The organism is Roseibium algae, from assembly GCF_037783265.1.
Classification (GTDB): domain Bacteria; phylum Pseudomonadota; class Alphaproteobacteria; order Rhizobiales; family Stappiaceae; genus Roseibium; species Roseibium algae.
The window spans coordinates 40683-53729 of sequence record NZ_JBAKIA010000013.1 but is presented as its reverse complement, the minus strand read 5'-3'; the positions used below and the strand labels follow the sequence as shown (position 1 = coordinate 53729).

The following is a 13047-nucleotide window of genomic DNA, read 5'->3' as shown; positions in this document are numbered from 1 at the left end:
CGTGATTGACCGGGCTAAGCCGGTTGAGCCAAGGAGCGAACGGAATGATCCGTGTACTGTTCTTTTTTGCCATCCTCTTCGCTGTTGCATTAGGCTTTGCCTGGATGGCAGACCTGCCTGGGGTCGTGTCCATAAGCTGGCAAGGCTACGTCTGGGAGAAGCCTCCGGTCATTGTTGGCTTGGTGGCTGGCCTGGTTCTCATTCTGTTTTTGCTGGCGGTCTGGCTCATCTTGAGCATTTTGCGATCCCCGAAAATTGCAGCCCGTTTCTTTAAGCGTCGGCGCAAGGATAAGGGCTATCAGGCCTTGTCTGATGGGTTGATAGCCCTTGGAACCGGCAATGCAAAAATGGCGCGCAGGCATGGTCTGGATGCTGATAAACTCCTGAAAGGTGAACCTGCGGCCAAGCTCTTACTTGCTCAAACGGCACAACTTGCAGGAAAAGACGAAGAAGCGCGCGAGCGCTTTGAAGAGATGCTTGAGAAAAAGCAGACACGTGCGCTTGGATTGCACGGCTTGTTTATTGAAGCCGAGCGCCATCAGGAACCTGTTGCTGCACGGCATTATGCTGAGGAAGCGGCCAAGGAAGCTCCTGGACTGGAATGGGCTGGCAAGGCGGTTCTTGGGTATCAGGCCGTGGCCAACCATTGGGAAGACGCGCTGAATACGCTGGAGCGCAATTACACTGCCAAAATGCTGGACAAGAAGGCTTATCGCCGCCAGAGGGCTGTGGTGCTGACAGCTCTGGCGCAGAGCCTGGAAGATGGCGAGCCGGATCGGGCATTCTCTTTGGCCAAAGAAGCCCATGGGTTGGCACTTGACCTTGTTCCTGCTGCTGTTGTGACTGCCCGTTTGGCGACCCGCAGAGGAGAGATCCGCAAGGCTTCTAAAGTGATCGAGGCTACTTGGCGTGTGATGCCGCACCCGGATCTTGCTGATGCCTACGCTCACGTGCGTAGCGGAGATTCTGCTGTTGATCGCCTGAAGAGGGTAAAATCTCTTGCAAACCTGCGGTCCAACACGACCATTGGAGCCATGGCAGTGGCACGTTCGGCCATTGAAGCTCGCGAATTTGACGAAGCGCGGGAGCAATTGAAGAAGGTGCTTCGTTCTGAACCGGTGCGTGGAGCCTTCCTGTTGATGGCCGAATTGGAAGAAGCTGAACATGGGGACCGGGGGCGCATGCGTGATTGGCTGTCCCGTGCAGTTCATGCTCCGCTCGACAAGGCCTGGGTGACGGGCAGCGTCGTGTCGCGTGAATGGCAGGCAGTCTCTCCCGTAAGCGGTAAACTTGATGCATTCGAATGGAAAACACCGTCAGGCTTTGGAGATGAAGAACCAGGCCCTGTGATTGAAGATGCCATGTTTGATGCGCCTGCTCTGCCGGTGTCTTCGGCATCCTTTCAGACTGCAACAAGCGATCCGGCTGCGTCTGCCACCGTTGATGAAACGTCCGAAGATGCTGCTGTCGATTCGAAAACTGAAATTGATCCGTCCAAGGCTGCGGTTTCCAAACACGTATCTTCTTCCACGGCAATCGGCTCTGAGCCTGCGCAGCCGAGCGGCTATGAAGGCACGACGGATGATGTTCAGCATACGATACGCCCACATGATCTGGACGATACTTCAGCCAATTCGACACCTCAAGGAACTACCGTTTCCGGGGTGAAGCAGACTGAAGAAAAAGCGTCTGCATCGGAGGAAAAATCAGAGGCTGGCAAGGAAAATGAACCGTCGGACACTTCAAAGGAGGCCTTGCCCGAGGGCGCTTTGAAGAAACCTATCGAGGTGCCGTTCTCACGCTTGCCAGATGATCCGGGGCTTGATGAAGAGAAAGACACCAGCAAGGCAACACGGCCTCGGTTCTTCAATTGAGTTGTGAGGGCGTGTGGTCTTTGTGAAAAGCAACTTGAATCTGCCTTTAAACAAGTTGCGAGAGGCTCTTGCATCTGGCTCTCGGCTCCGGTATTTAGCGCCCCATCCTGATGGTCGAGATCGTCAGTTTTGAGTACATACTATGTTCTCTGATATGCCGCATTAGCTCAGTTGGTAGAGCACGTCATTCGTAATGACGGGGTCAGGTGTTCGAGTCACCTATGCGGCACCATATTCCTATTTAGATTGTCAGTTCGAATTCCGCCTCCTTGGAGGTGCAAGGCTTTGTTTTATTGGCAGCTGTGCCAAGATTTTACTTGATGTCAAGCGCATCACTTTCAGAATTGATCACTTAGATGGCTAGGTGATTTTACTAAATATTTAGTGGTTCGTGATTTTCCTAATCTAAACGGCTTTTATATACTTGGTTTAGGGAGATCCCCCGATGGCTCACAAAATGATCCGGGCACTGGTTGCTGACGACAGCAGTCCTGTGCGTGCATTGGTGAACCAGGGGATTCGCATTCATCAGGAAAAACGCTATTTCGAAATTGAAAATTCGGAAGACGGCCAAAAGGCTATTGATGCCTTGAGGAAGAAACCGTTCGATCTTGCATTTATCGACATCAATATGCCAGGGCTAACAGGTTCCCAAGTTGTCGCTGCGATGTCTGAGACGCAGTCAAAAGGATGCCTGTCCATCGCGATATCGAGTCAAATGGACGGAGGCCATGAAAAAGTATTGAAGGATTTCGGTGCGTATCACTTCCTTCAAAAGCCGTTCTCGAAACAAGATGTGGCCGACATCGTATCAGCATACATGACGATGACCGAAGTCTATCCAGTTATGATCGTGGATGATTCGGCAACCATGCGAAAACTGACACGTAAGACCTTGGACGGAAGTCGCTTCCAGTTTGATGTAGACGAAGCTGGAAGTGCTGAGGAAGCGCGTCGGAAGCTTCGGAGAGGCGACTTCAGGATCGTGATTACGGATTTTCACATGCCGGACATTGATGGGCTGGAACTTGCCGGTATGATCCGGGAGTTGTCCAGCAAAGTGGCTATCTACATGATGTCAACAAATGACACGACCTATCTCGAAAGATCTGCGGCTTTCATTGGTATCAATGGATTTTTGAAGAAACCTTTCAACTCGTCTGATATCGATTCTTTAATGCACAAGTTGCTCGGATTGGAAGATCCAAAATTTGGTAAAGTCCGTGATTTGTTCAGCTTTCTGGAGAGAGATAAAAAAGCTTCCTGATCTGAAATCATCGAACCGCTTCTAGATCTGGTTAAGCGATAGCGGGCAAAATTCGGATGGCTTTGCTTTCTCTCTACTTTTTTAAGAAATGGTTGTGTTGATCGCCAAATAGATGTGGTCTTTGGTGTCTCATATATGTAAGCGGGGAGCGTCGTCCCCAGGCTGGACTTGACCTTTGCCCTCAGTCATCATCCTATGATCGGATCGCATACTTTCAGCGCTTGGCAATCAGGCTGTGGAGAAGGTTTTGGGGCGTTCGGCTAAACTGGAATTGTTACGACGCATCGTACCGCTGTTTCTGGCTGTCTTGGGGATCGTTGGCGCGACCACTTTCATGACATTGTTGAGTGGTGCGCTTTGCATTGCTGCGGGTATAGGAATGTATTGTGCCTTGCCGCAAAGCAAGATGCCCAATGGGGCGGTTCGGCCTGTTATACAACCGAGTGTCCTTGTCACAGATGCTATCGGATTTGGCGTTGGTGTGCCGCTGTTCTCTGCATCCCTGTTGGGAGCCGGAATGAGCACTGGCGTGGCCGGATTTTGGCTGTTTTTTATCCTGATGCTTCCGGCGAGCTTGTCTATTGTATTCTTCATGGTTGCGGTTCGAAGTGAAACATCCTGGGTCCGGTTTTTTGGCAACGGCTTTGAAGTCACACAACTTGGTTTGACTGCCAGGGTTCGCTATACGGACTTGAATGCCATGCGTATTCGGCAAGTGCATCTTGCCCGGGGACTTGGTTGGCTGTCCGGTCTTTTCGATGGGAATGGTCGTAAACGGGTTTCCATGCTTGGTAGTTCTGAGGACAGCAAGACTTTCGTGTTTATTGCCAACAGTGGCACGGAGTTTTTGGTTCCCTCAGAAGGTATTCCAGATCTTCAACGTGTGTTGATCGGGATGGATCGTGCTGGTGTTGAGTTGCCGGAAGGCATTAGCGAACGAGAACGCAAGAAAATCCGCCGTGTTCGAGAGCGGATGTATCGCAAGCCTGAGGATGATGAAACGGTCACCGGGTGTGGCACAGGTTCTGGGGTCGGGAAAGAGACTGGAACAGGAAGTGATACCGTGCCGCTTGATGTAGCCCGAATTGCAGAGACTGTACGCAAATATCGCGAGCAGCAGGTTTAAGTCTTAATTCTTGATCACCCAGCTCGGCTTGCGCTTGTTAAAAAACGCGGAGATGCCTTCCTGTGCTTCTGGCGTTTCCCATGTATCTGCCAGTCTGTTGACGGTATCTTCAATCACATCTTCTGAAATCACCGGACCAAGAGACCGGGCGAGGGCCTTGCTGGCTGCAACGGCAGCAGGTGCAGCGGACAAGTAGGGTTTGATCTCGGCTTCAATCGCTTGATCAAGGTCATTCATGTCGGTGACCCGTGCAACCAGACCAAGGTCTTTGGCTTCTTCTGCTCCGAAAAGCCGTGCGGACATGAAAACGCGCCGCGCATTTCCTTCCCCCATTCTGGCGAGCACATAGGGACTGATAGTTGCGGGAATGAGCCCGAGGCGAACTTCGGTCAATCCGAATTTGGCGCTATCGACTGCGACGACTGTGTCACAGACACTCATCATTCCGATGCCGCCGCCAAAGGCCTGGCCCTGCACACGGGCAATGAGAGGTTTGGGCAATTCGTTCAAGGCCTTCAGCATTCTGGCGAGTTTACGGGCCTCTGCCATGCGTGTCGCCCGGTCAGCATGAAACTGTTCTCGCATCCAGCCAAGGTCCCCGCCTGCGCAGAAGCTGGCGCCGGATCCCGTGAGAATGACAACCCGTACGGCTGGATCGTTGGCAAGCTGTGCTGCTGCTGCGGTCAACTCATCGATCATCACCGCTGAGAGCGCGTTATGTTTGTCTGCGCGATCAAGCGTCAGGGTCGAGACGCCTCGTTCATCGGTCGTGATGGAAATTGTCTCGAAACTCATGTCTGTGCACTCCGCAAGGACCGTGCGAATTCGGCAACGGCCAACAACTTGTCCATGTCGAGGCCGGTCTCATAGCCTTTTCGCGCCATTAGGCTGGCAACAGCTTCTGTCGCAACATTGCCCTTGGCGCCTGGTGCGTAAGGACAACCGCCCAAACCTCCGATGGAGGCGTCAAAGACGCGGAGGCCTTTGTCGAGGCTGATCTCTATGTTTTCCAAGGCTCGGCCCTTGGTGTCGTGATAGTGACCTGCAAGGTATTTGGCAGGAAGCTCGGCAAGAACCGCATCCAGCATCAAAGTGAGAGTTTCGGGTGTCGCTGCGCCAATCGTGTCGCCGAGGGAAATCTCATAGCATCCCAGATCGAACAGCATTTTGGCGACACGGGCGACTGTTTCGGGCGACGTTGGACCATCATAAGGGCAGTCTGTGATGCAGGAGATGTAGCCGCGTACCGGAATGCCGTCGTTATGAGCCTTGTCAAAGAGGGGCTTGAACCGTTCAATGCTATCGTCGATGGAGCAGTTGATGTTTTTCTGGCAAAAGCCTTCCGATGCCGATCCGAAAACAGCGACTTCATCAGTCGATGCTCTCTTGGCTGCCGTATAGCCTTTTACGTTCGGCGTCAGGGCAGTGTAGATCACCGCCGGATGGCGATAAATGCCTTCCATGACCTCGGTCGCATCTGCCATTTGTGGCACCCATTTGGGGCTGACAAAGCTGGCCGCCTCGATTTTCCGGAAGCCGCAGTCTGATAACATGTCGACCAGCCGGATCTTGTCGGTGGTTTCGACAAAGATAGTCTCGTTCTGCAGTCCGTCTCGCGGACCCATTTCAAAGATGGTGACAAAGTCGCTCATCGTATTTCTCTCATTGTCCGGTGACCGGATTGTCATTTGCCATGGCGCGCAACTCACGGCGGATCACTTTGCCTGTTGTTGTCATGGGCAGGCTGTCAACGAAGGCGATTTCGCGCGGATATTCATGGGCAGCTAGCTGTGTCTTGACGAAGGCGGCTATTTCAGTCGAGAGCTCGTCTGTCGCCTGAACGCCTGCTGCCAGCACGATGTAGGCTTTGACGATTTCTGTTCGTTGCGGGTCGGGTTTGCCGACAACGCCAGCCAGCGTGACTGCCGGGTGTTTCAGCAGGCAATCTTCGATTTCGCCGGGGCCAATACGGTAGCCTGACGAGGTGATGACATCATCGTCTCTGCCGACAAAGCGAATCCAGCCTTCTGCATCGCGTTCTCCGGTGTCACCGGTCAAAAGCCAGTCGCCGGCAAACTTTTCTTTTGTGGCCGATGGATTGTTCCAATATCCGAGGAACATGACAGGGTCTGGCCGTTTCACGGCGATATTGCCGAGGGTGTGATCTGGCAGAATATTGCCGTCGAAATCGACCACATTGACGGTGTGGCCAATAGCGGGCTTTCCCATGATACCCGGCCGTGCTTCCATGATGGCTGAGCAACTGGAGACGATCATGTTGCACTCGGTCTGGCCATAGAACTCATTGATCGTCAGACCAAATGTCTTGCGGCCCCAGGATATCAACTCTGTCCCGAGGGTCTCGCCGCCAGAGGCTATTGAGCGCATGTCGAGTGTCCAGCGATCTTCCGGGCTGTCCACCTGACGCATCAACTTCAGAGCGGTTGGTGGCAGGAAGGCATTGCGGATTTTTTGCGCTTCCAGCAGGGCAAAGGCGGCTTCTGGCGTAAATTTCTTGAATCTGCAGGCAACGACGGGGACGCCGAGGTGAAGTGCGGGCATCAAAACATCCAGTAATCCACCAATCCAGGCCCAGTCGGCAGGTGTCCAGATACGGTCCCCCGGCTGGCCCAGAAAGTCGTGGCTCATTTCAACGCCGGGCAGATGGCCGAGCAAGACCCGATGCGCGTGCAATGCTCCCTTCGGCTGACCAGTGGTGCCGGAGGTGTATATAATGATAGCTGGATCGTCTGCCTTGGTTTCGACCGGGGTGAAATCACCCGATTGGCTGCTGATCGCAGTTGACAAATCCTTGGCGCCGAACTGTTCGCCGTCCGTGCATAAAACCAGTTTAAGATCAGGTAATTCTTGGCGAATGCGGGCAATCTTCTCAGCGCCGCTTGCATCGGTCACGACGACTTTCGCGCCGGAGTTGCCTAGCCTAAAGGCGAGTGCTTCGTCACCAAAGAGCGTGAAAAGGGGAATGGTGATCGCACCGAGTTTCAGCGCTGCGATATGAGCATAGGCGGTTTCCGGCATTTGTGGCAAGAGAACGCCGACCCGGTCGCCAGCTTCTACACTCTCAGCTTGCAACAGATTTGCCAGCTGATTTGAGAGCTTCTTCAAGTCGGCGTAGCTGAAAGTTTTTGTGTCGCCGCCTTCCTCTGCGAAGATCAAGGCTTCCCGGTCCGGGTCTTTGGCGGCCCAGTTGTCGCAAATGGCAACGCCGATGTTGAACACCTCAGGGATCTGCCATTTGAAGCGCTGTTGAATCGCTTCATAGGTTTTTGCCTCAGGCAGCATCCTCTTCCTCCGCCATGATGAGGAGGGTCGTGCCGTCTTGAACCTGTTCGCCTTCAGCTGCAAAGACCTCGCCAATCTTGCCGTCTCGGGGAGCCTTGAGCGTGTGCTCCATCTTCATGGCTTCCAAAATGATGAGCGGTTGATCTTTTTCGACGACCTGACCGGCTGTGGCATTCAGGAGTTTGACCAGACCAGGCATGGGCGCAATCAGACGGTCACTGCTGCCGGATTGCTCGTCATCATTGGCGAGGTGGTCGGTCAGGCCGAATTTATGAGCGAGCCCGCCAAGGAAAACGGTTATTGATCCGCCATCCTTTGCCACTGATGCACTTTGGCGATGGCCTTCGCTGTCAAAGGTGACATGCCCATCTTCCGCTTTCACGACGTGGAGCTGGACCGAAGCATCATTTATGCGGACATTGAAGTGTTTTTGATCCAGGCATTGAACTTCGATGTCGTGAAGATCGCCTGCGATTTCAAGCCGCGCATATTGCTGAGAGGCTGGTCCCATGGTCCAGCCCGCAAGTTGGCTCCAAGGGTCTTGGGTGGTGGGCTTCTCCATGAGGCCAAGGGCTGACAATGCCGCCAGAGCGATTGCTTCATTGGGCGCGATGGGCTCCCTGACCAGATTATCCAGATCACGCTCGATCAAGCCAGTGTCGACATCGCCGCTGGCGAAGTCCTTGTGGCGGCAGAGGCTGGCGAGAAACGCGGCATTGGTCACGCAGCCTGCGACTTGCGTCGCCTCAAGCGCTGCCAGAAGCTTTGCGAGTGCTATCTTGCGTGTTGGCCCATGCACAATCAGCTTGGCGATCATCGGGTCGTAAAATGGCGAAATTTCATCACCGGTACGCACACCGCTGTCGATCCGGGCCATGTCATCGGGAAAGTACACATGACACAGTGTGCCGATGGCGGGAAGAAAGCCTTTTGGGGCATCCTCGGCATAGAGCCGCGCCTCAAATGACCAGCCGGAGAAAGTCAGCTGCTCTTGTGTTTTGGGCAAGTGCTTACCGAATGCGACTTGCAGCTGCCACGCCACAAGGTCTTCGCCAGTGATCATTTCCGTGACAGGATGTTCGACTTGCAGCCGAGTGTTCATTTCCATGAAGAAGAAACGGTCTGCGCGCAGGCCTTCAGAAACATCGACAATGAATTCGATGGTACCAGCACCGGAATAGCCAATTGCCTTGGCGGCTGTGACAGCAGCTTCGCCCATGGCTTGGCGCATGTCCTCCGGCATATCGGGGGCCGGGGCTTCTTCTATGACCTTCTGGTGGCGGCGCTGAAGCGAGCAATCACGTTCAAACAGGTGAACCGCGTTGCCGTGGTTGTCGCCAAATACCTGAATTTCGATGTGGCGTGGCTTTGAGACGTATTTCTCGATGAGAACCCGGCCATCGTCGAAGCTGGCCTCGCCCTCGCGCTGGGCGGCCTGCAGCGCCGTGATGAACTCTTCCGGGCGATCAACCCGGCGCATGCCTTTTCCGCCGCCACCTGCGCGTGCCTTGATCAGAACCGGATAGCCGATCTTGCCAGCCTGGATTTGCAGGAAGCCCGGATCCTGCGTGTCGCGGTGATAGCCGGGCACGACGGGCACTCCAGCCTTTTCCATCAATGTCTTGGCCGCGTCCTTGAGACCCATGGCGCGGATCGCTGATGCGCTCGGGCCAATGAAGGTAATGCCTGCTGCGTCCAGAGCATCGACAAAATTCGGATTCTCGGACAGGAAGCCATAGCCTGGATGAACGGCCTCAGCGCCGCTGAGCTTGCAGATCTCGATGATCGCATCGATCTTGAGATAGCTTTCTGCAACGGGCGCGGGGCCGATGCGATAGGCCTCGTCTGCCAACGCAACATGTTTGGAATTTGCGTCCGCATCAGAGTAGATCGCGACGGTTTTGATGCCGAGGCGTTTGGCGGTTTGCATGACCCTGCAGGCGATTTCGCCGCGATTGGCAATGAGGATTTTCTTGAACATTATCTTTTCCTCACATCCGGAACAGGCCGAAGCGCGTGTCTTCGATTGGAGCGTTTAGGGAGGCGGAGAGCGACAGGCCGAGGATGTCACGTGTCTTGCGTGGATCAACTATGCCATCATCCCAAAGTCTTGCAGAGGCATAGAGCGGGTGGCCCTGCTCTTCGAACTGATTGACGATTGGACGCTTGAAGGCCTGCTCTTCATCGCCGGACCAAGATCCGCCTTTTCGTTCGATGCCATCACGGCGGACGGTTGCCAAAACGCCTGCGGCTTGTTCCCCGCCCATAACGGAGATGCGCGAGTTTGGCCAGGTCCACAAGAACCGCGGGCTGAAAGCGCGGCCACACATGCCGTAGTTGCCAGCACCAAAGGAGCCGCCGACCAGCATGGTGATTTTGGGAACTTTGGACGTTGCCACAGCGGTCACAAGCTTAGCGCCATCCTTGGCGATGCCGCCTGCCTCGTATTTCTGGCCGACCATGAAGCCGGTGATGTTCTGCAGAAACACCAGTGGGATCTTGCGCTGTGAGCAAAGCTCGACAAAGTGTGCGCCTTTGACGGCACTTTCAGAAAACAGAACACCGTTGTTGGCGATGATGCCGACGGGCATGCCGTGGATATGGGCAAAGCCGCACACCAGTGTCGTGCCATAGCGGGCTTTGAATTCGTCGAAACGGGAGCCATCAACTGTCCGGGCGATGACTTCCCGGATATCGTAGGGTGTTTTCAGATCCGCCGGGACGACGCCAAGGATCTCATCCGGATCATACAGCGGTTCTTCGGAAGCCTGAATGGCAAGCCCGGTTTGTTTGGTTCTGTTCAGGTTTGAAATTGAGCGCCGTGCCAACGCCAGAGCGTGGGCGTCGTCGCGGGCCAGATGATCGGCAACACCGGACAGGCGGGTATGAACATCGCCGCCGCCGAGATCTTCTGCTGAGACTTCTTCGCCAGTGGCAGCCTTCACCAGCGGTGGGCCAGCCAGGAAAATCGTGCCCTGGTTTTTGACGATAATTGTCTCATCCGACATGGCGGGGACATAGGCCCCGCCAGCCGTGCAGGATCCCATGACAACGGCTATCTGGGGAATGCCTTTGGCGGACATATTGGCCTGATTGTAGAAAATTCGACCGAAATGATCCCTGTCAGGGAAGACCTCGTCCTGGTTCGGCAGATTGGCCCCACCGGAATCGACCAGGTAGACGCACGGCAGGTTGTTTTCTTCTGCGATTTCCTGCGCGCGCAGATGCTTCTTGACCGACAGCGGATAATAGGTGCCGCCTTTGACCGTCGCATCATTGGCCAGAACCATGACTTCCTGGCCTTCGACGCGGCCAATGCCTGCGATGATACCGGCAGCAGGAGCTGCCCCCTCATACATGTCGTGCGCCGTTAACATGCCGACTTCCAGAAACGGTGAACCCGGATCGAGCAAGCGGGAGACGCGCTCTCTTGGCAAGATCTTGCCGCGAGATATGTGGCGCTCACGTGCAGCCTCACCGCCGCCGCCAGCTGCTGCCTCTGCAGCGCCGCGAATGTCATCCAAGGCGGCTTCATGGGCTTTTGTGTTGGCCTGAAACTCCGCACTGCGTGATGACAGGTTCGATTTCAATATGGTCATGTCATCGGTTCTTTCTTGCAGGGGACAAAGGCATGGCAGACACACTGCCGTGCACCATATCCAGATAAATTGCTTCGATTTGCTCTGCAGAGAGCATGCCGCTTTCGCGGTACCAGGTCGGAATGCCGGTCAACATGGCAATGATCGCACGTGTCGCGACCCGTGTTTCCTTAATCCGGTACACACCGCGTTTCACACCGTCTTCTAAAATTGCGGTTAGAATGGCCTCATAGCGGCGGCGTTCGACTTCTACTTCAGAGAAATTCTGAGACTCAAGATTGCGCAACTCCATGTAGGAGATGAACACCTCTTCGGTACGCTGCAAATGATGGCGGATATGGAAGGTGACGAAGGCCTCGAGAGGGTCTGATGGCCTGTCTGTGTTTGCGGCGTGTTCCTGCCATGCTTCCAGCAGGTCGCGCATATGCGACAGCATCAGATCTTTCAGGATTTCTTGTTTGGTAGAGAAATGGTTGTAGAGGGCACCCGGTTGGACGCCGACCTCTGTTGCAATCTGACGCATGGACACTGCGGCATAGCCTTGCCGGGCAAACAGCTTCAATGCCGCTCTGCGAACGCGATGGGCCGTTTGTGTTCCCTTTTTTGCAGGCTTTCGCTCTGCAAGGGTCGCGATTTGATGTGACACAGAAGTTCCTCCAAAAATGAAAATAAATGAACGATCATTCATTTTCAACTGGAAAAGGACCCAAAAGGGCAAATGACCAGGCGAAAGGAGTGATTGGCAGCCGGGTGTCAAAAAACTGTAACAAGTAGAGTTTCACAAGAGAGCAGAAAAGCATCGTTATGCTCAGGCCTGACGACTTGAAGTGAAGAGGACAATCAGATGAGTGATGACAGTGCACGGACCTGGGTCGAGGCAGAGTGGCAAGATAGCCTGGATGAAGAGTTGGAAATGGAACTCGACGATCATCTGATCGCCAAAGACCTGGCCTTTATTTCCGATCTGAAACACAAGTCTGAGATTGACCGTAAAACCTACTTCCAAGAATTGCTGCGTTTGCAGTCAGAACTGGTCAAGCTGCAGGATTGGGTTCAGCACACTGGACAAAAGCTCGTCGTGATTTTTGAAGGCCGCGATGCCGCAGGCAAAGGGGGCGTTATCAAGCGTATCACCCAGCGGCTCAATCCACGTGTTGCCCGCGTTGTCGCCTTGCCGGCCCCAACGGAGCGGGAAAAGAGCCAGTGGTATTTCCAACGTTACGTGCCACATCTTCCTGCAGCCGGTGAAATGGTTCTGTTCGACCGCTCCTGGTACAACAGGTCTGGCGTGGAGCAGGTCATGGAATTTGCCTCCGCTGATCAGGTTGAGCAGTTCTTCCGGGATGTTCCTGAGTTCGAACGCATGTTAGTGCGCTCCGGCATCGTTCTGGTCAAATACTGGTTTTCGATCACTGACCAAGAGCAGCAGCTTCGTTTTCTGATGCGTATTCACGATCCGCTGAAGCAGTGGAAACTGAGCCCTATGGATCTGGAATCGCGTGTGCGTTGGGAGGATTACACCAAGGCCAAGGAAGAGACCTTGGAGCGAACCAACATTCCCGAAGCGCCCTGGTTTATCGTTGAAGGCAATGACAAGAAGCAGGCGCGACTGAATTGCATCAGCCATCTGCTCAGCATGCTGCCTTACGAAGAAGTGCCGCACGAGCCGATCAAGTTGCCTGATCGACGCTCAAACCCCGATTATGAACGCAAGGTGCTGCCGGACGAACTCTATGTGCCGACTAAATTCTGAGGAACTTGATATATCCGGGCTGTCTTCGATGGTCCGGATCCCCTTGCGCTGCTGAAGTGCCGTGACCTTGCTTTCTTCCGTCTGGGTTGCGATGACAGATGTCTTCTGAGGAGCGAACCTCAGGG

General features: G+C 54.3%; 10 protein-coding genes and 1 tRNA gene. 5 read left to right on the top strand and 6 right to left on the bottom strand.

Annotated features, from left to right (window positions below):
* The first annotated feature begins 44 nt into the window (after nt 1–44).
* The 4 genes from V6575_RS16925 to V6575_RS16910 all read left to right on the top strand — a co-directional run bounded on the left by V6575_RS16925 (nt 45) and on the right by V6575_RS16910 (nt 4267).
* Nucleotides 45–1874, top strand: coding sequence for a heme biosynthesis protein HemY (locus V6575_RS16925; protein WP_340276016.1), 1830 nt, complete (start codon nt 45–47; stop codon nt 1872–1874).
* Nucleotides 1875–2030: 156 nt separating this feature from the next.
* Nucleotides 2031–2106 (top strand) — tRNA-Thr (locus V6575_RS16920).
* Nucleotides 2107–2319: 213 nt separating this feature from the next.
* Nucleotides 2320–3141 carry a response regulator gene (locus tag V6575_RS16915; protein WP_340276014.1) on the top strand — a complete coding sequence of 274 codons (822 nt, stop codon included), beginning with the start codon at nt 2320–2322 and terminating at the stop codon, nt 3139–3141.
* Nucleotides 3142–3388: 247 nt separating this feature from the next.
* On the top strand, nt 3389–4267 hold the full coding sequence (locus V6575_RS16910) for a hypothetical protein (protein WP_340276013.1): 879 nt from the start codon (nt 3389–3391) through the stop codon (nt 4265–4267).
* A 3-nt stretch (nt 4268–4270) separates the two neighbouring features.
* Here V6575_RS16910 and V6575_RS16905 read toward each other — a convergent pair whose 3' ends face one another.
* The 6 genes from V6575_RS16905 to V6575_RS16880 are packed head-to-tail and all read right to left on the bottom strand — an operon-like array spanning nt 4271 to nt 11815.
* Nucleotides 4271–5062, bottom strand: a complete 792-nt coding sequence (locus V6575_RS16905; protein WP_340276012.1) for a crotonase/enoyl-CoA hydratase family protein — start codon at nt 5060–5062, stop codon at nt 4271–4273.
* Entirely contained in the window at nt 5059–5919 is an 861-nt protein-coding gene (locus V6575_RS16900) for a hydroxymethylglutaryl-CoA lyase (RefSeq protein ID WP_340276011.1), read from the bottom strand. The genes V6575_RS16905 and V6575_RS16900 overlap by 4 nt, the downstream gene beginning before the upstream one ends.
* Before the next feature lie 10 nt (nt 5920–5929).
* On the bottom strand, nt 5930–7570 hold the full coding sequence (locus V6575_RS16895) for an acyl-CoA synthetase (protein ID WP_340276010.1): 1641 nt from the start codon (nt 7568–7570) through the stop codon (nt 5930–5932).
* Entirely contained in the window at nt 7560–9551 is a 1992-nt protein-coding gene (locus V6575_RS16890; RefSeq protein ID WP_340276009.1) for an acetyl/propionyl/methylcrotonyl-CoA carboxylase subunit alpha, read from the bottom strand. The genes V6575_RS16895 and V6575_RS16890 overlap by 11 nt, the downstream gene beginning before the upstream one ends.
* Nucleotides 9552–9561: 10 nt before the next feature.
* Nucleotides 9562–11169: a carboxyl transferase domain-containing protein gene (locus V6575_RS16885; protein ID WP_340276007.1), complete on the bottom strand. Its 1608-nt coding sequence runs from the start codon at nt 11167–11169 to the stop codon at nt 9562–9564.
* A gap of 1 nt (nt 11170) precedes the next feature.
* Nucleotides 11171–11815 (bottom strand): TetR/AcrR family transcriptional regulator, encoded by a 645-nt coding sequence (locus V6575_RS16880; protein WP_340276006.1) that lies wholly within the window; start codon nt 11813–11815, stop codon nt 11171–11173.
* 198 nt (nt 11816–12013) lie between these two features.
* Between V6575_RS16880 and ppk2 the strand changes: the two genes are divergently transcribed.
* Nucleotides 12014–12922: a polyphosphate kinase 2 gene (gene ppk2, locus V6575_RS16875; protein ID WP_340276005.1), complete on the top strand. Its 909-nt coding sequence runs from the start codon at nt 12014–12016 to the stop codon at nt 12920–12922.
* Nucleotides 12923–13047: the final 125 nt, after the last annotated feature.